Origin of the sequence: Arthrobacter sp. NPDC056493 (genome assembly GCF_042795115.1) — a bacterium.
Taxonomy (GTDB): domain Bacteria; phylum Actinomycetota; class Actinomycetes; order Actinomycetales; family Micrococcaceae; genus Arthrobacter.
This window is the reverse complement of the sequence record NZ_JBHTSL010000037.1, coordinates 1-15,574: the sequence shown is the minus strand read 5'-3', so window position 1 is coordinate 15,574 and position 15,574 is coordinate 1. Positions and strand designations below refer to the sequence as shown.

General features: G+C 66.8%; 18 protein-coding genes. 8 read left to right on the top strand and 10 right to left on the bottom strand.

What is annotated here, in order from left to right; all coding sequences use genetic code 11:
• Positions 1–47 precede the first annotated feature (47 nt).
• The 3 genes from ACFQ50_RS15210 to ACFQ50_RS15200 all read left to right on the top strand — a co-directional run bounded on the left by ACFQ50_RS15210 (position 48) and on the right by ACFQ50_RS15200 (position 2,831).
• Positions 48–761 carry a response regulator transcription factor gene (locus ACFQ50_RS15210; protein WP_043419482.1) on the top strand — a complete coding sequence of 238 codons (714 nt, stop codon included), beginning with the start codon at positions 48–50 and terminating at the stop codon, positions 759–761.
• Positions 762–835: 74 nt separating this feature from the next.
• Complete coding sequence (locus tag ACFQ50_RS15205; RefSeq protein ID WP_377996456.1) at positions 836–2,386, top strand: sensor histidine kinase; 1,551 nt, start codon at positions 836–838, stop codon at positions 2,384–2,386.
• A gap of 157 nt (positions 2,387–2,543) precedes the next feature.
• Positions 2,544–2,831 carry a WXG100 family type VII secretion target gene (locus ACFQ50_RS15200; protein ID WP_111902971.1) on the top strand — a complete coding sequence of 96 codons (288 nt, stop codon included), beginning with the start codon at positions 2,544–2,546 and terminating at the stop codon, positions 2,829–2,831.
• A gap of 48 nt (positions 2,832–2,879) precedes the next feature.
• On the opposite strand, the gene ACFQ50_RS15195 is transcribed toward ACFQ50_RS15200, so the two are convergent.
• From ACFQ50_RS15195 to ACFQ50_RS15170, 6 genes are all read right to left on the bottom strand, one after another.
• Complete coding sequence (locus ACFQ50_RS15195) at positions 2,880–3,932, bottom strand: RNase H family protein (RefSeq protein ID WP_377996402.1); 1,053 nt, start codon at positions 3,930–3,932, stop codon at positions 2,880–2,882.
• Positions 3,933–4,036: 104 nt separating this feature from the next.
• Positions 4,037–5,665, bottom strand: a complete 1,629-nt coding sequence (groL, locus tag ACFQ50_RS15190; protein ID WP_377996401.1) for a chaperonin GroEL — start codon at positions 5,663–5,665, stop codon at positions 4,037–4,039.
• Between the two features lie 290 nt (positions 5,666–5,955).
• Complete coding sequence (locus ACFQ50_RS15185) at positions 5,956–7,230, bottom strand: ABC transporter substrate-binding protein (RefSeq protein WP_377996400.1); 1,275 nt, start codon at positions 7,228–7,230, stop codon at positions 5,956–5,958.
• Entirely contained in the window at positions 7,230–7,433 is a 204-nt protein-coding gene (locus ACFQ50_RS15180; RefSeq protein ID WP_377996398.1) for a cold-shock protein, read from the bottom strand. Before ACFQ50_RS15180 ends, ACFQ50_RS15185 begins: the two co-directional genes overlap by 1 nt.
• 158 nt (positions 7,434–7,591) lie before the next feature.
• Positions 7,592–8,215, bottom strand: a complete 624-nt coding sequence (locus ACFQ50_RS15175; RefSeq protein ID WP_377996396.1) for a LytR C-terminal domain-containing protein — start codon at positions 8,213–8,215, stop codon at positions 7,592–7,594.
• 49 nt (positions 8,216–8,264) lie between these two features.
• Entirely contained in the window at positions 8,265–8,627 is a 363-nt protein-coding gene (locus ACFQ50_RS15170) for a DUF3263 domain-containing protein (RefSeq protein ID WP_377996394.1), read from the bottom strand.
• Positions 8,628–8,832: 205 nt separating this feature from the next.
• Here ACFQ50_RS15170 and ACFQ50_RS15165 point away from each other — a divergent pair, with 205 nt between their 5' ends.
• From ACFQ50_RS15165 to ACFQ50_RS15150, 4 genes are all read left to right on the top strand, one after another.
• Positions 8,833–9,252, top strand: coding sequence for an aspartate/glutamate racemase family protein (locus ACFQ50_RS15165; protein ID WP_377996393.1), 420 nt, complete (start codon positions 8,833–8,835; stop codon positions 9,250–9,252).
• Positions 9,222–9,551 carry an aspartate/glutamate racemase family protein gene (locus ACFQ50_RS15160; RefSeq protein ID WP_377996391.1) on the top strand — a complete coding sequence of 110 codons (330 nt, stop codon included), beginning with the start codon at positions 9,222–9,224 and terminating at the stop codon, positions 9,549–9,551. Before ACFQ50_RS15165 ends, ACFQ50_RS15160 begins: the two co-directional genes overlap by 31 nt.
• 62 nt (positions 9,552–9,613) lie before the next feature.
• Positions 9,614–10,333 carry a uracil-DNA glycosylase gene (locus ACFQ50_RS15155; RefSeq protein WP_377996455.1) on the top strand — a complete coding sequence of 240 codons (720 nt, stop codon included), beginning with the start codon at positions 9,614–9,616 and terminating at the stop codon, positions 10,331–10,333.
• Positions 10,334–10,343: 10 nt separating this feature from the next.
• The gene (locus ACFQ50_RS15150) at positions 10,344–11,183 is read left to right on the top strand and encodes a siderophore-interacting protein (protein ID WP_377996389.1); all 840 of its coding nucleotides are present in this window, start codon (positions 10,344–10,346) and stop codon (positions 11,181–11,183) included.
• A 21-nt stretch (positions 11,184–11,204) separates the two neighbouring features.
• Here ACFQ50_RS15150 and ACFQ50_RS15145 read toward each other — a convergent pair whose 3' ends face one another.
• From ACFQ50_RS15145 to ACFQ50_RS15135, 3 genes are all read right to left on the bottom strand, one after another.
• On the bottom strand, positions 11,205–12,701 hold the full coding sequence (locus tag ACFQ50_RS15145) for a threonine/serine exporter ThrE family protein (RefSeq protein WP_377996388.1): 1,497 nt from the start codon (positions 12,699–12,701) through the stop codon (positions 11,205–11,207).
• 38 nt (positions 12,702–12,739) lie between these two features.
• The gene (locus ACFQ50_RS15140; RefSeq protein ID WP_377996387.1) at positions 12,740–13,813 is read right to left on the bottom strand and encodes a lipid II:glycine glycyltransferase FemX; all 1,074 of its coding nucleotides are present in this window, start codon (positions 13,811–13,813) and stop codon (positions 12,740–12,742) included.
• Between the two features lie 125 nt (positions 13,814–13,938).
• Entirely contained in the window at positions 13,939–14,790 is an 852-nt protein-coding gene (locus ACFQ50_RS15135; protein ID WP_377996386.1) for a DNA/RNA non-specific endonuclease, read from the bottom strand.
• 61 nt (positions 14,791–14,851) lie between these two features.
• Between ACFQ50_RS15135 and ACFQ50_RS15130 the strand changes: the two genes are divergently transcribed.
• The gene (locus tag ACFQ50_RS15130; protein ID WP_377996385.1) at positions 14,852–15,421 is read left to right on the top strand and encodes a TspO/MBR family protein; all 570 of its coding nucleotides are present in this window, start codon (positions 14,852–14,854) and stop codon (positions 15,419–15,421) included.
• A 27-nt stretch (positions 15,422–15,448) separates the two neighbouring features.
• Here the strand turns inward: ACFQ50_RS15130 and ACFQ50_RS15125 are convergent.
• Positions 15,449–15,574, bottom strand: a 126-nt coding sequence (locus tag ACFQ50_RS15125; RefSeq protein ID WP_377996454.1) for an L-serine ammonia-lyase, iron-sulfur-dependent, subunit alpha, incomplete at its 5' end; no start/stop codon positions are given.

Sequence of the window (15,574 nt, the reverse complement as noted above, 5' to 3'; positions counted from 1 at the left end):
AACATTCATTCAGAAAACTCCCAGATTCTGGGAGCATCATGGGAAATATGAAAAAGAACAGCGCCGAAGCGAAGCTCCTCGTGGTTGATGACGAACCGAACATCCGCGAGCTGCTTTCCACGTCCTTGCGCTTCGCCGGTTTTGAAGTGGTGTCGGCGGGAAACGGGCGGGAGGCGCTGGCAGCCGTCGAGGCGCACGCGCCCGACCTCGCGGTGCTGGACGTCATGCTTCCGGACATGGACGGCTTCACCGTCACCCGCCGGCTGCGCGCGGCGGGCAAGCATTTCCCGGTCCTCTTCCTGACCGCCAAGGATGACACCGAGGACAAGGTCACGGGGCTGACGGTGGGCGGGGACGACTACGTCACCAAACCCTTCAGTCTTGATGAGGTGGTGGCCCGCATCCGCGCCGTGCTCCGCAGGACGCAGCCGATGCTGGAGGATGACGAGGCCGTCATCCGGGTGGACGATCTGGAGCTCGACGACGACGCGCACGAGGTGCGCCGCGGCGGCAAGGTGATCGAACTGTCCCCCACCGAATTCAAGCTGCTCCGGTACCTGATGCTCAATCCGAACCGGGTCCTGTCCAAGGCACAGATCCTGGACCACGTTTGGGAATACGACTTCAACGGTGACGCCTCCATCGTCGAGTCCTACATCTCCTACCTGCGGCGCAAAGTGGACATCGATCCCGACGCCCCGGCCCTGATCCAGACCAAGCGCGGCGTCGGCTACGTGCTGCGGACAGCAGAGAAGCGCTGATCTTGCTGGAGCGTTGGAAGTCCGCGCTGGAGCGCTGGAAGTCCGCCACCCTTCGGTCCCAGCTGGTGGCCATCATGATGGCCCTCCTGCTGGTGGCCCTGGCCGTAACGGGGGCGGGTGCGCTGACGCTGCTGCGCGGCTACCTCGAGGGCCAGGTGGACGACAAGCTGCGGGCCGCCGTCACCGCCGCCCAGTCGCAGCGCTCGATCTCCCCCATTGCCAACCCGGCGGTCCCCACGGACTACACGGTGACGCTCTACTACCCGGGGACGCAGCCGGATCCCATCGACGACAAGGGCGCCCGCCCGGACATCGCGTCGATCTCCGTGGACGAGGCCCGCGAGCGTGATTTCCGCCCCTACCAGGTGCGGGGCACCGACAGTAAGAACTGGCGCGTGGTGGCGGTCCCTGTTGTGGTTGGGACTGAGCAGCAGCGGGCGGTGGTGGTCATCGGGCTGCCGCTCTCCACGGTAGATGAGGTACTGCGCCACATCAGCCTCGTGGTGGTGGGTGTTGGCCTGCTGACGCTCGTCCTCGCCTTCTTTATCGCCAACTGGACCGTCACCAGGTCCTTCCGCCCCCTGGCCAGGGTGGAGAAGACCGCCGCCGCCATTGCCGCCGGCGACCTGTCGCGGCGCGTCGATGTGCAGAACCCCTCCACGGAAGTGGGCCGTCTCGGCAGGTCGCTGAACGCCATGCTCGCCCACATCGAGGCGGCGTTCGCGGCCCGCATGGCCTCCGAGGACCGGATGCGCCGGTTTGCCGCGGACGCGTCCCACGAGCTGCGCACCCCGCTGGTGACGATTCGGGGCTACTCGGAGCTTTACCGGCATGGCGCGCTGCAGTCCTCGGAGGATGTGGCCAGCGCCATGGGCCGGATCGAGAGCGAGGCCAAGCGGATGGGCTCCATGGTGGAGGACCTGCTGCTGCTGGCACGGCTGGACGAGCAGCGGCCGCTGCAGCGCAAGCCCATCGACCTGCAGCTGCTCGCGCATGACGCGGTGGTGGACACCCAGGCCAGCGAACGAAAGCGCGCCATCACCCTGACCGGCCTGCACAGCGGCAGCGCCGAACCGGCGCCCGTGCTCGGCGACGAGGCGAAGCTGCGCCAGGTCATCGGCAACCTGGTGGGCAACGCGCTGCGCTACACGCCCGGGGGAACACCCATCGAGCTGGCCGTGGGCGTCCGGCGGGCCGACGACGGTGCCGCCATGTCCGTCCTCGAAGTCCGGGACCACGGCCCCGGGATCTCCGACACAGAGGCCCCCCGGGTCTTTGAACGCTTCTACCGGGCCGACACGTCGCGCACCCGGGAGACGGGCGGCAGCGGCCTGGGACTGGCTATCGTGGCTGCCATTGTCGGCTCGCACGGCGGCACCGTCCGGGTGGACGGTACCGACGGCGGCGGCGCAACACTCGTGGTCAGCCTCCCCGTTCGCGAGGACTCCCCCGAGTGGGACGGTCATGAGGCCGACAGCCATGGCGTGGACGGTGCGGAAGTGGACCGTACGGAGGTGGGTGGCATCGGGGTCGATGGCATCGGGACGTTCTCGGACAGCGTTGCCGGGGACCGTGTTGGCAGGGACGGCGTTACCGGCGGGAACCGGGCAGCCGGCGGGCGGTAGCCGGGCTGCCGACGGAGGTTATCCACATGGCGAATCCCGCTGTGGCGGCGGGTGCCGGCGGGTTCCTAGGCTCGACGTAGCGGACCGAAACGGCCGGTCCGCCAGCCACAGCGGCTGTCCTTCCGGGGCAGTCGCCCTAATTGTCGAGAGGCCCGCCATGAGTATCATTTCCGTCGATACCGACCTACTGCAGGTGAAGTCAGCCAACGTCAAGGCAACTGTTGACCGGATCAGCGCCGACGTCCAGGCGATGAAGCATGGCCTGGACGAACTGCAGGCCACGTGGCGCGGTTCGGCGGCAACCAATTTCCAGGCCCTTGTGGCCGAGTGGACGCTGACGCAGGGCAAGGTTGAGGCCTCGCTCGCCTCCATCAACCTGGCCCTGTCGTCGGCCGCGGACACCTACGCCCAGGCGGAGCAGGGCAACGCGCAACGCTTCAGCTGACGCCGGGCGCTCCAGCTGACACAGCGTTCAGCTGACGCCAGGGGCCGCTCATGCCTCGGGCGTGCCCTGGTGGAACCGCAGGCGCCACTGGTCGCCGTCCAGAACCCACAGGGAACTGCGCAGCGCTGAGCCGGCGCGGGAATAGCTGCGGTAGGTCAGCAGGATCGTGTCCGCACCGATCCGGTCGGCGCTGAGTACGTCCAGGTCGACGGGACCGCCCGGGCTTTCCTCGAGGGACATCATCATCGCGTCGCGGGTCCAGAGCCGGCCGGCGGTTCCGATTTCCGTGAAGTCCGGGTGCAGGAGCTGTCCGGTGCGCCCGATGTCGCTGCGGACGTCCGGGCGGAGGAGCTCACGTTCCAGGGCCTCGACAATCTCTTCGGGCGTGGCGCCCGCCGGAAGTTCCGCAAACGCCTCGTCACCAAGTTCGCCGGCACCCAGTTCGCTGAAGAGATCAGGCTCGTCGGATCCGAAGAGAACCGGGGGTGCTGGCTCAATGCGGCCCTGGTTGGCGGCATCACTGCGGGCCGGGGTCGCGGCCGCGCCCCGGGCCGGTGCAACAGGTTCGAACAGCGAAGGGATGCCGCCCCCGCCACGGCCCTCCTTGACAGGCCGCCGGGCTGCAGCCGGTTCCGCGTCGGGGAACCCCGGTCCTGAGCGCGCGGCAACGCCCTGCTGGTAGGCGAGTGCCACGGCCCTTGCCCGCTCGTCGGCGGCCTCGTTCAGTTCGTGCCCGGCGTGCCCCTTGACCCATTCGAACCGGTACTTGCGCCCGGCGAGCTCCCGGTCGATGTCCTTGAGGATGTCCACGTTCAGCACGGGCTTGCCGTCCGCCTTGCGCCACCCCTTGCGCTTCCAGCCGGGCATCCACTTCGTCACCGAATTGATCACGTACTGGCTGTCGCAGAGTATGTGCAGGTCCTCGTCGGGGAGGTGCGCGGTGGAGCGGAAGAGGTCCAGCACGGCCATCAGCTCACCCTGGTTGTTGGTGCCGTGCGGCCAGCCGCCGGCCCGCCAGCAGTCGTCGTTCACGTACCAGGCCCATCCTGCGGGACCCGGGTTTCCCAATGCCGAACCGTCGGCTGCTGCAGTAATCGTCACCGAACCATCCTGCCAGACTGCAAGGACAAACATGCGCAGACAAAAAGTGCGGCCCCCTCCGTGGAGGGGGCCGCACTCATTAGCCAGCTTGGAGCAGCGGGAGGCTAGAAGCCGCCCATGCCGCCCATGTCGTCGCCGCCGCCGACGGCCGGAGCGCTCTTCTCCGGCTTGTCAGCCACAACGGCTTCGGTGGTGAGGAACAGGCCGGCAATGGAAGCCGCGTTCTGCAGGGCAGAGCGGGTTACCTTGACGGGGTCGTTCACGCCGGCAGCCAGCAGGTCGACGTACTCGCCGGTTGCAGCGTTCAGGCCGTGGCCGGCGGGCAGGCCGCGGACCTTGTCCACCACGACGCCGGGCTCAAGGCCGGCGTTGAAGGCGATCTGCTTCAGCGGGGCGTCGATGGCAACGCGGACGATGTTCGCACCGGTTGCTTCGTCGCCTTGGAGCTGCAGGTTGGCGAATGCCTTGGCGCCGGCCTGGATCAGGGCCACGCCACCACCGGCAACGATGCCTTCTTCGACGGCAGCCTTTGCGTTGCGGACAGCGTCCTCAATGCGGTGCTTGCGCTCCTTGAGCTCAACCTCCGTTGCGGCACCGGCCTTGATGACTGCAACGCCGCCGGCCAGCTTGGCCAGGCGTTCCTGCAGCTTCTCGCGGTCGTAGTCCGAGTCGGAGTTTTCGATCTCGGCGCGGATCTGGGAAACGCGGCCGGCGATCTGGTCGGCGTCGCCTGCACCTTCGACGATGGTGGTCTCGTCCTTGGTCACGACAACCTTGCGTGCCTTGCCCAGGAGGTCGAGGCCGGCGGTCTCAAGCTTGAGGCCGACTTCCTCGGCGATGACCTGGCCACCGGTGAGGATGGCGATGTCGGCCAGCTGCGCCTTGCGGCGGTCACCGAAGCCCGGAGCCTTGACGGCGACGGACTTGAAGGTGCCGCGGATCTTGTTGACGATCAGGGTGGCCAGGGCCTCGCCCTCGATGTCTTCGGCGATGATCAGCAGCGGCTTGTTGGACTGCATGACCTTCTCGAGGACAGCAACCAGTTCCTTGACGTTGGAGATCTTGGAGTTGACGATCAGGATGTACGGGTCCTCAAGGACCGTTTCCTGGCGCTCGGTGTCCGTGACGAAGTAAGCGGAGATGTAGCCCTTGTCGAAGCGCATGCCTTCGGTGAGCTCCAGCTCGAGGCCGAAGGTGTTGGACTCCTCGACCGTGATGACGCCTTCCTTGCCCACCTTGTCCAGGGCTTCGGCGATCAGGGCGCCGATTTCGTCGTCACCGGCGGAGATGGAAGCCGTGGCCGCGATCTCTTCCTTGGTTTCGATTTCCTTGGCGGAGGCCAGGAGCTCGGTGGTGACGGCTTCAACGGCCTTCTCGATGCCGCGCTTGAGGGACAGCGGGTCAGCGCCGGCCGCGACGTTGCGCAGGCCTTCCTTGACCAGTGCCTGGGCCAGGACAGTAGCCGTGGTGGTGCCGTCGCCAGCGACGTCATCCGTCTTCTTGGCAACTTCCTTGACCAGCTCGGCGCCGATCTTCTCGTAGGGATCGTCCAGCTCGATCTCCTTGGCGATGGAGACACCATCGTTGGTGATCGTGGGGGCGCCCCACTTCTTTTCGAGGACGACGTTGCGGCCACGCGGGCCGAGGGTGACCTTGACGGCGTCGGCGAGGATGTTCAGGCCCCGCTCAAGACCGCGGCGTGCCTCTTCATCAAATGCAATGATCTTGGCCATAACGGCAGTAGTCCTTTCGGGACAGTCGTTAAGAAGGAACCTCGCTGCGGTGCCCGCGACGGACGATCCTTTCCGCGGGCCTCTGTACGCCCGACAGTCCGGATCTCACCCCAACCAGGTGTTTCTTTCGCTCCTTGCGCCGCCGCCGGGGTGGTGCCGGCCGGAACCGGACGACCCTTTAGCAGTCGGCACGCTGGAGTGCTAATCAATAATTAGCACTCCCCCGGGGAGAGTGCAAGCAGATGTGCTTGTTTTATCCCGCAAACGGGCGGAGTATTCGCTGCCAGCGATCAGCCGGCGGACCTTCCGGCGGCCTCGCTGCCCGTGAGCTTGGCTTTATTGTCGGCTCCATAGGTGAACACCATGTACTTCGCGACGGTGACGTCGCCGTTCGCATCGAAGCGGACTGGCCCCGACTCACCGTCGTAGTCAATGGCCTTGCCGTCCCGGATCGCGGCGAGGCAGTCCTTGTACGCCGAGCAGACGGCCGGCTGGCCGGACCGGGAAGCGGACGCCCGGCTTCCGGCAGTGCCGCCGGAGACGGCGCTGAGCGTACCGGCAATGGAGGCACCGGCGTCGTCCTCCGCCACAGCGGCGGCCAGGGCCGCGAGGTTCACGGCATCATAGGTCTCGGCCGCGAACGTTGTGTCCTTGAGTTTCGCGTCGATGGCCACGAGTTCGGCCTGGAAGTGCGCTGAAGGAAAGACGCCGGGCACCAGGGCGCGCGTTCCTTCCAGCGATCTCGACCCGAGGGCTGAGCCGTACTGCCTGAAGGCACCGTCGGCGAGGATGAGCTTGTTGCCCGGCACTCCTGCATTGGTGAGCTCGGCGATGGCTCCCTGCGCACCGTCGCGGGCAATGACGACGACGGCGTCCGGCGCTGCGTCGCGGACGCCGCCAGCGGACTTCTGCGCCTCGCCCGCCTTGAAGCCGGAAACGGTGACAGGGTCCAGCCCGCTGGCTTTGGCGGCAGCGGAAACGGCGGCAGACACATTCTGGCCGTAGTTGCCGTCCTCGTAGAGCACCGCGAGGCTCTTGGCCCCGGCGTCCCTGGCGAGCTTCACCAGGACGGGAGCCTGCGCAATGTCCGCCGCGGCCGTGCGGAAATAGTAGCCGCCGTTCTTGTAACTGCTGAGTTCCGCGGCGGTGTTTGCGGGAGAGATGAGAGTGATCCTGGCCTTGGACAGCACGTCGATAGCGGCCGGGGCGTGGCTGGAATCGGTGGGACCGATCACCACGTCCGCCTTGGCGTCGGCGAGTTCCCGGGCCTGCGCGGCAGTGTCGGCGCCGGTGGACTCGGGGAGCAGCTCGACTGGCCTGCCCTTGTGCCCGCCCGCCGCGTTGATCTCCTGGACAGCGAGCTTGGCGGCGGCCAGCTGGGCGGCGTTCAGGAAGGCCTGGGGTCCGGTGTTGTCCAGGATCAGACCGATCCGCAGCGTTCCGTCGCCGCTGGCTTCAACCGGAGCTGTCCGGGCGTTGTCTCCCGATCCCGAGCAGGCACCCAGCGTCATCACGACGGCGGTGCCCCAGACAGCAGTACCCCGGAGACCTGTGCGGAGTGCCACTAGACGGGCCGGACCTTTTCTGCCTGCGGACCCTTTTCGCCTTCGCCCACTTCCAGCTCCACGCGCTGGCCCTCGTCGAGCACCCGGAACCCGTCGGTCTGGATGGCCGACCAGTGCACAAAGACGTCATCGCCCGAACCGTCAACGGTGATGAAGCCGTAGCCCTTTTCCGCGTTGAACCACTTCACGGTGCCCAATGCCATGATCCCCACACTTTCAGGTTGCTTGCGTAAGGCCCACGTCGGTGTGTGCCATGAATTACGCCTCGAAGCCTGCCTTCACTCTATCCAGTCAGGCCCTGAGAGGCGCAGGCCAGCGGACCGGAGCGGAGGCAATAGTTATTCAGGCGTAACCGGAAAGGCTACTGGTAGCCAGGGCCCAGCACCACCGCAACGGGTGTGGGGAAGTCCTTGCTCTCCACCAGCGTGGGGATGTCCAGCAGTGCACTGAGTGCCTCGGCGTTGGCCCGGTGGGCGGCGTCCGAGTAGAAGATCACGGACTGCTGCTGGGGAGCGCCCTGCCAGTTGGCCACCTCACCGAGCACCCAGCCGTCGGACTGGACCGTGGCGCCCACCCGGCCGGCCAGGCCGGAGGTCAGCGTTCCGTTGAAGATGGCTACCGGCTGCGACTTGTCCACCGCCACAGGGGCAACGGTTTCCGATGTGGCGGGTTCCAGCGCGGAGGGCGACGCCGATTCGGAAGCCGACGCCGAGGCGCTGGGCGTCGCCTTTGCAGAGGGCGTCGCTGTGGGGCTGGCCGATGCCCTGGAAGTGTCAGCCGCCGCGGCAGGCGGCGCGATGGTGGGCTGGAAACCCAGCTGCGGCAGCAGGAGGAAAGCAACGAGGCCGACGGCGAGCGCCCCGATTCCCGCGGAAAGGATGGGCCACAACTTCGGGCGCGACGGCCCGGAGACAGCACGGTGCACGCCCTGCCGGGAGGAGACCTCAGGCACCCTGTCGAATTCGTCCCGAGCAAAATTAGTCATGGTAAACAGGCGTCCTTGTTGGTTTTCGCCGGCAGTCCGGCACTAGCAATTACGCGTCAGATCCCAGGCGGCGTGCAGTGCGGGCCCGCTGACGTGACGTACGTAGTCTACGCAATCTCTTCACGAGCATGGGGTCGTGCGCCAGCGCGTGCTCTGTGTCGATCAGGGCATTGAGGATCTGGTAGTAGTGCGTCGCGGACAGGTCAAAAAGCTCCCGGATGGCCTGTTCCTTGGCGCCGGCGTACTTCCACCACTGCCGCTCCAGGGCGAGAATCTGCTGCTCCCGCTCGCTCAGCGGCGAATCCCTGAGCTTGAAGTCGTCCAGGAGCGTGCCGCTTCGCAGGCCCTGCTCCGGCGCCGGGCCCTGCCCTGAATCCTGCTCCGTGAGATGGTCCTGCAACGGCTCGGCCACTGCGCTCTCCTTAGCTGAATCCGGTCAAAGTACCTCGCCTATGTTACGGAGGAATAACAGCATTGTCATTTGCGGCACGGGCATCCGGCGGCAGCCGGCCCGCCAGTTGCCGGCCGCCTGCCGCAGGTCCCGGGGACGGCGAAGACGAGCGCCGTGCAGCAGTTCCCGCTGAATTATGCTCATTACCGAGGAAAGGATGCCGGACATGGAGATGCGCAGGATCGGCCTGATCGGCGGCATGAGTTTCGAAGGCTCGGCCGTCTACTACCGGATGCTCAACGAAGCTGTGCGCGAACGCCTGGGCGGATTGAATTCCGCGGAGGTGCTCCTGCATTCCGTCAATTTCCAGGAGATCGTCGCCCTGCAGAAGGCCGGCCGCTGGGAGGACGCGGGCCGGTCCCTGGCCCAGGTCGCCCGGGGACTGGAGGCGGCCGGCGCCGACTGTGTGATGATCTGCGCAGTAACAATGCATCTGGTGGCCGACGCCGTCGAGGAATCTGTCGGGGTGCCAATGATCAACATCATCGACGAGACCGCCTTCGGCTCCAGGCCGCCGGCGCCAATAGGCCCCTCCTGCTTGCTACCCGCTACACCATGGAACACGGCTTTTACGCCGAGCGGATGAAGAGACACGGCATCGACGTCATGGTGCCGGACCCCGACGGCCGGGCACTCACGCACAGCATCATTTTTGACGAGCTGTGTGCCGGCAAAGTACTTGACACCTCGCGCAAGGCGCTGGTGGAGCTCATGGAACGAGCAAAGTCGGACGGTGCTGACGCCATCATTCTCGGCTGCACAGAGATCTGCCTGCTACTCGACCCGGCGCAGCTGCCGCTGCCAGGCTTTGACTCCACCGGCATCCATGTGGAGGCCGCTGTCGAGTTCGCGCTGGCCTCCACTCCCGCCGGCGGGCAACACTAGTGGAGCCGGAACCCCTGTTCCACCTGGCGCCCACCGGGGCGGACACCGTTGGCTTCGCTGAGATGGCCGGGATGCCGATGGCGGAACTGGTGGCCCCGGATTGGGCCGCGGCGCTGGCCGGCGTGGAGCCGGAACTAAGGTCTGTGCTGTCCTTCCTGGCCGGCGAGGAGGCCGCCGGGCACCGGGTTCTGCCCGCTGCGCCGAATCTTCTGCGCGCCTTCCGCCAGCCGCTGGCGGAGGTGCGCGTGCTGATCGTGGGCCAGGATCCTTATCCGACTCCCGGCCACGCCGTGGGACTCGCCTTTTCCGTGGACGCCAGGACCCGTCCCATTCCGCGCAGCCTGGCCAACATCTACAAGGAACTTGAGGCGGACCTGGGCCTGCCGGCACGCATCCACGGCGACCTGGGCGCCTGGGCGGAGCAAGGGGTGCTGCTGCTCAACCGCGTGCTGAGCGTGCGCGAGGGCGCTGCCGGATCGCACCGCGGCAAGGGCTGGGAAACGATTACGACGGCGGCTGTTGCCGCCGTCGCCGGCCGGCGGACCGGAGAGGGCGGGCCGCTTCCCCTGGTGGCGGTGCTGTGGGGCAAGGACGCCGAGAGCGTCCGTCCCCTGCTGGGCAGCACCCCGGTGGTGTCCAGCGTCCACCCGAGCCCGCTGTCTGCATCGCGCGGGTTCTTCGGCTCCCGGCCGTTCAGCCGCGCCAACGCGCTGCTGGCGGAGCAGGGCGCCGGTGCGGTGGACTGGAAACTTCCGGCCGTACCACCAAGGTACTTAGGCTAGGCTTACCTGCATGACTTCCCTTCCGGCCGCCACCACCGCCACCAAAAAATCCCGCCCGCAGGTCACCCTGGCTGTCCTTCGGCGGGAGCAGCTTTCCGCGAATATGGTGCGCATTGTCGCCGGCGGCGCGGGGTTCGCTGACTACGTCAACAACGACTTCGTGGACCGTTACGTCAAGATCGTCTTCCCGCAGCCCGGGGTGGATTACCCCCAGCCCCTGGACCTGTGGGCGATCCGGGAAACGATGCCACGGGAGCAGTGGCCGCACACCCGCACCTACACGGTCCGCTGGGTGGACACGGCAGCCGGCGAACTTGCCATCGATTTCGTGGTCCACGGAGACGAGGGCCTGGCCGGGCCCTGGGCCGCCGCGGCCAAACCGGGCGACAGCCTCATCTTCACCGGCCCCGGCGGCGGCTACAACCCCGATCCGGACGCGGACTGGTACCTGCTGGCCGGTGACGAGGCCGCCTTGCCGGCACTGGCAGCCGTCATCGAGTCCCTCCCCGCGCACGCCCGCGGCGTGGCCTTCATCGAGGTGGGTACGGACGCGGACGTCCAGGAGATTGCTGCCCCGGCCGGGCTCGAATTGGTCTGGCTGCAGCGCGGCGATGTTCCAGCCGGTGAGAGCAGCCAGCTGGTGGAGGCGGTGCGCAGCGCCGTCTGGCCCGACGGCCGCGTGGACGTTTTTGCGCACGGCGAGCGCGGCTACATGAAGGGCCTGCGGGACGTGCTGTTCCGCGAGCGCGGCCTGGACCGCAGCCAGGTTTCGCTGTCAGGCTACTGGGCCAGTGGCCGCGTCGAGGACGTGTTCCAGGCCGAGAAGAAGCTGCCGATAGGCAAGATCTGACCCGGAAAGATCCAACCGGCCCTAGCGGCGGCGGGACCGCCGCCGCTCATTGCTGGCAAGGCTCCGCGTGAGCGGCCGGGCCAGCGTGTCACCAAGCACAATGCCGCCGGCCACGCCAAAGACGATCGCCCCGGCGCTGAGCATCCCGCCGGCCCCGAGCAGGATCTCAGATTCTTCGATGGTCAGGACGTACATCGACCGGAAAATGGTGAGCCCGGGCAGGAGAATCAGGCCGGCCGGGACGGCGACCACAAGCTGCGGGGCGCCCATCTTCAGGGCCACTACACGGGCCAGCAGGCCGATCACCACAGCTGCGAGAGCCGGCGAGAATCGCGGGCCAACGCCTATCGCCTCGCTGCCGATGAGGGCCAGGTGCCCCACCACACCGACGGCCGCCGTCGGAAGCAGCAGCTTCCAGTCCGTTTGTTCCGTAACACCGATCGCCACGACGGCGATGGCAACCAGGATCACCTGCACCCACAGCGGGTACGCGGGCGGGAAGGTTTCGGTGACGTCGATCGGCTCCATGCCGATCCTGTCCCCCACCACAAACGCCACCGCGATCCCGGCGACGACGGCCCCAAACGTCAGCAGGGTGGACAGGAACCTGCCGGCCGCCGTCACGGGGAAGCCGTTGATGGCGTCCTGGACCGAGGACACGAGCCGCCCGGTGGGAAGCAGCAGCAGGATTCCGCCCACCACCACAATGGCAGGGGCCAGCCGGATCCCCACGGGACTGCCGAACCTCCACAGCAGCAGCGCGATCACCGTCACCACAAACGAGCAGGCCGCCGTAATGAAGAAGTCAGGCGTCCGCCAGCGGCCCAGCTTCCTGGCCAGCAGGCTGATGAGGAGGTTGGAGGCGAACGCTACGGCCGAGGCGCCGGGTCCGCCGCCGATGACTGCCACGAACACGGCCGAGAACACCGCGAATGCCACCGTCACCATCCAGCGCGGGAATGGCTTGGGGCGGCGGACAATCTCGTCGAGGCGGCGGACGGCCTCGTCCCGGCCGACACCGCCGGCCACGATATCGGTGACCAGTTGGTGGACCTGGGCGAGCCCCGCATAATTGTTCGTCCAGGAACGGACCACCCGCAGGAGGGTGATGGGCGTCTGGTCCTTGGCTGCGTAATTGATGCCCACGGACTGGTTGGTGATGTCCACCTCGATGTTTTTAAGCCCTAGCGCCGCTGTCACGGCGATGATGCTCGTTTCGACCTCGAGGGCGCCGGCGCCGTACCGGAACATGGACTCGGCAAGGTGCAGCGCAAAGTCCATCGTCTTGCGTGCGGACTCATCGATCCCGCCCACCTGGATCATGGGATTGGCGTAGGGGCTCCCGGCGAGCCTGTCCACGATGCTCAGTGGCGCCGTCGGCGGATTTTCGCCTTGCACCAGCCGGCGCAGCATGCGCTTGGCCGCCGCGTTCTGGTGCAGCTGCGAGGCGGTAAGCGGCTCCGTCTTGGGCAGCCCGTCCGTGGGCGGCCGGTTGGAGCCGCGGGGTTGTTTGGTCATCAGGGCTCCCCCTTCTGTCGCCTTACCAGTTCAATATCTCAGTAAAACTGCTGCCCGGTGCGGCGGGTATAGAGCTGCCGGGCGACGCGTTCGCCGGCAGCAATCCACGCCCGGTACTTCAGCGGGCTGATGACCTGGTCATAGCAGCCGACAAAGTCCGTGACCGTCTTGCTGAAGCTGGTCTTGAAGAGCCCCAGTCCGTGGAAGGGATTCGACGTGTCCTTGAGCTTGTCGCTGGGCGGCGTTCCGCAGAAGTCGTATTCCGTGCACCCCAGCTCCTTGAGCTGGTTGATCGCGGTCCACTGCACCAGATGCGAATCGCCGTACTGGTTGCGCTTCTGCAGGGATCCGCCGTCCTTGTAGGTGCCCTTGCGGCCATAGTTGATCACGAAGGCGCCCACGGAGGGGACATTGTTTTCGTACACGAACATAAGCCTGCCCTGGCCGCGCTTGATGAAGTTCGTCCAGAACTGGCGGTAGTAGTCGTATTCGCGGACGCGGACCTGCGACTTCGCCTGGACCGTGTCCGTCATCAGGGCGTACATGGCCTTGAAGTTTTCCTCGCTGGGGTCCACGGTGTGCACCTCGACGCCTTCGCGGATGGCGCGGCGGACGGCGTTGCGTCCCCGCGAGTGGAGGTTGCGCAGCAGCTGGTTCTCCTCGGGGGAAATATCCAGCAGAGCCGTGGAGTCGTTGGGCTGCAGGTTGTGCGTCTTGACCAGCCCCGCCCCCTCGATGACCCCGCGGGCGGCGTCACTGAGGATGATGTCCGGCTCGATCTTGATGGCGAAGACGCCCAGCCGCGCACGCTTGACGAACTCTGCGTTTGCCGCGGCAATGCCCGGGATGTCCTCGACGCCGGCCACGTCCGGTCCCTTGATGAGGTACCAGAATTTGCCGAGCAGTGGGAAGCTTTTTTCCAGTACCAGGTTGTAGCTCGTGTAGTCGGCTGTTTCGTAGACGAGGTGGAGGGTCTTCCAGCCGAAGTGCTGCTTGACCTCCGCGAAGGCCTCCGACTGCAGCAGGTTTCCGCCGTTCGGATTCGCGGTGACGTGGGAGTCCCAGTTTGCGACCTCTTCGGAGGTGGCAAAGCGGGCAGTGAATTCTCGCAAGTGTGCCGTGTCCAATCTTCGCTTACGTTTCGTGCAGGTGCCGGAGAAGCAGCCTCAAGTCTATCGGTCCGGCCTCCCGGCCCGCTTGACGCTTGCACGCGGTCCTGACCGGCAGGTGATCCTGGTCAGAGCCGCACCTGCCGAAGGTCGGTGAGCACCAGGGCGGCCCCGCCCGGTGTGCCTTCCGGAACGCCTGCGGCGAACCGGTCGGCGTCGGCCAGGCGGGTCAGCGCCATGCCGGTCAGGGCAGCGATGTGCGGAATGGGGACCTGGAAGGTCCGGTAGGGTCCGAGCGGCGGCGGCTCGTCGGCCAGCAGGCGTTTCCTGACGTCCCGCGCCAGTTCCTCCGGGCCCAGCTGCGGGGACTGGTCCAGCAGGAAGCCGGCAGCGGCCAGCCGGCCGTCCGTTGTCCAGGCCGCAATCTTCCAGAATTTCCGGGGTATCTGGATGCCCCGGTAAGGAAGGTCGTTGGCGTCGAGGACGGGTCCGGTAAAAACGCTGATCCTGGCGTCGTACTGGCTGGCGTGGTTGAGGACGTGGTCCTCCAGGCCCGCCCAGAGTTCCTTGCCCTGGTTGAATTCAGCTGCCTGCGGCGCCGCGTTCGGGTATGAGAAGGTGTCCTGGTTGGCGGTCGCCGCGGTGACGTCATCACCCCACACGGGGTCCAGGCGGCGGACGAGGTGGCCCCGGTCCAGGTCATTGTTCTGGTACACCTCGGGTCCGGTCTGAAGCCCCTGCGGCACCCGGACATCGTAGTGCCAGGTTCCCGCGCGCTGGAGCGGCACCAGGGATTTTCCGTCAATGTTGACGCCGGTCACTGCTGCAAGCCTGCGTGCGGGCATCAGCCGCACAGAAAAGTGCGTGTAGTTAAGCAGGACCGTGGGCGCGTCCGGGCCCGGCAGGTCAAGGGCCTCGCGCAGGAAGCCGGGATCGTAGCCATCACCCATGGCTCCCATGGTGGCACCCCTGCCTGACAATTTGCCCTCCCCCGGGCAGGGCCGCCTTGACTCCGGCTGCGGCCTTCGCAACTGTAGAGCAATGGAAAGCAGGGACCCTGTGGCCGCCGCCGGAGCCGGGGGCGGCAATAGCGGCAGTGACGGCGGGCAGCCTGAGCCGCGGCGCACCGCCGTCGACCTTCTTGCGCTTCTGGCTTTCCTGGCGGGCAGCGCGCTGGTGGCCTGGCTGGGCTCACAGGCAACCATCAGCAACGTCACCGGCTGGTACGCGGCGGCAGACAAGGCGCCGTGGTCGCCGCCCAACTGGGTGTTCGGGCCGGTCTGGACCGCGCTGTACACGGCCATGGCCGTGGCGGGATGGCTTGTGTGGCGAAGCAGAAGCCCGGAGCGCAGGACTGCGCTGACTGCCTACGGCGTACAGCTTGCCCTGAACCTGGCGTGGACGCCCGTCTTCTTTGGGCTGTATCCGGTGTGGGGTTCGGCCGCGCTCTGGCTGGCACTGGGCATCATCATTGCGCTGGCGCTGGCTGTGGCCGCCACTGTGCTGCTGTTCGGGCCGATCCGCCGCACGGCTGGCCTGCTGATGCTGCCCTACCTGTCATGGGTCATCTTCGCGTCGAGCCTGAACCTCTGGGCGGCTGCCAACAACTAAGTCCGGTCTGGTGGGTCAGCGACCGGGTCAGCACTCGACGACGTTGACCGCCAGTCCCCCCATGGCCGTTTCCTTGTATTTGGAGCTCATGTCCTTGCCGGTCTCGCGCATGGTCACGATGACCTCGTCCAGCGAGACCCGGTGCGAGCCGTC

Bases quoted from the DNA above. Each gene is read 5' to 3' on its own strand.
- ACFQ50_RS15210 (WP_043419482.1), top strand. From the start codon at position 48: ATGAAAAAGAACAGCGCCGAAGCGAAGCTCCTCGTGGTTGATGACGAA.
- ACFQ50_RS15160 (WP_377996391.1), top strand. From the start codon at position 9,222: ATGGAACACGGCTTTTACGCCGAGCGGATGAAGAGACACGGCATCGAC.
- ACFQ50_RS15145 (WP_377996388.1), bottom strand. From the start codon at position 12,701: ATGACCAAACAACCCCGCGGCTCCAACCGGCCGCCCACGGACGGGCTG.
- groL (WP_377996401.1), bottom strand. From the start codon at position 5,665: ATGGCCAAGATCATTGCATTTGATGAAGAGGCACGCCGCGGTCTTGAG.
- ACFQ50_RS15175 (WP_377996396.1), bottom strand. From the start codon at position 8,215: ATGACTAATTTTGCTCGGGACGAATTCGACAGGGTGCCTGAGGTCTCC.
- ACFQ50_RS15150 (WP_377996389.1), top strand. From the start codon at position 10,344: ATGACTTCCCTTCCGGCCGCCACCACCGCCACCAAAAAATCCCGCCCG.
- ACFQ50_RS15130 (WP_377996385.1), top strand. From the start codon at position 14,852: ATGGAAAGCAGGGACCCTGTGGCCGCCGCCGGAGCCGGGGGCGGCAAT.
- ACFQ50_RS15205 (WP_377996456.1), top strand. From the start codon at position 836: ATGATGGCCCTCCTGCTGGTGGCCCTGGCCGTAACGGGGGCGGGTGCG.
- ACFQ50_RS15200 (WP_111902971.1), top strand. From the start codon at position 2,544: ATGAGTATCATTTCCGTCGATACCGACCTACTGCAGGTGAAGTCAGCC.
- ACFQ50_RS15180 (WP_377996398.1), bottom strand. From the start codon at position 7,433: ATGGCATTGGGCACCGTGAAGTGGTTCAACGCGGAAAAGGGCTACGGC.
- ACFQ50_RS15165 (WP_377996393.1), top strand. From the start codon at position 8,833: ATGGAGATGCGCAGGATCGGCCTGATCGGCGGCATGAGTTTCGAAGGC.
- ACFQ50_RS15155 (WP_377996455.1), top strand. From the start codon at position 9,614: ATGGCCGGGATGCCGATGGCGGAACTGGTGGCCCCGGATTGGGCCGCG.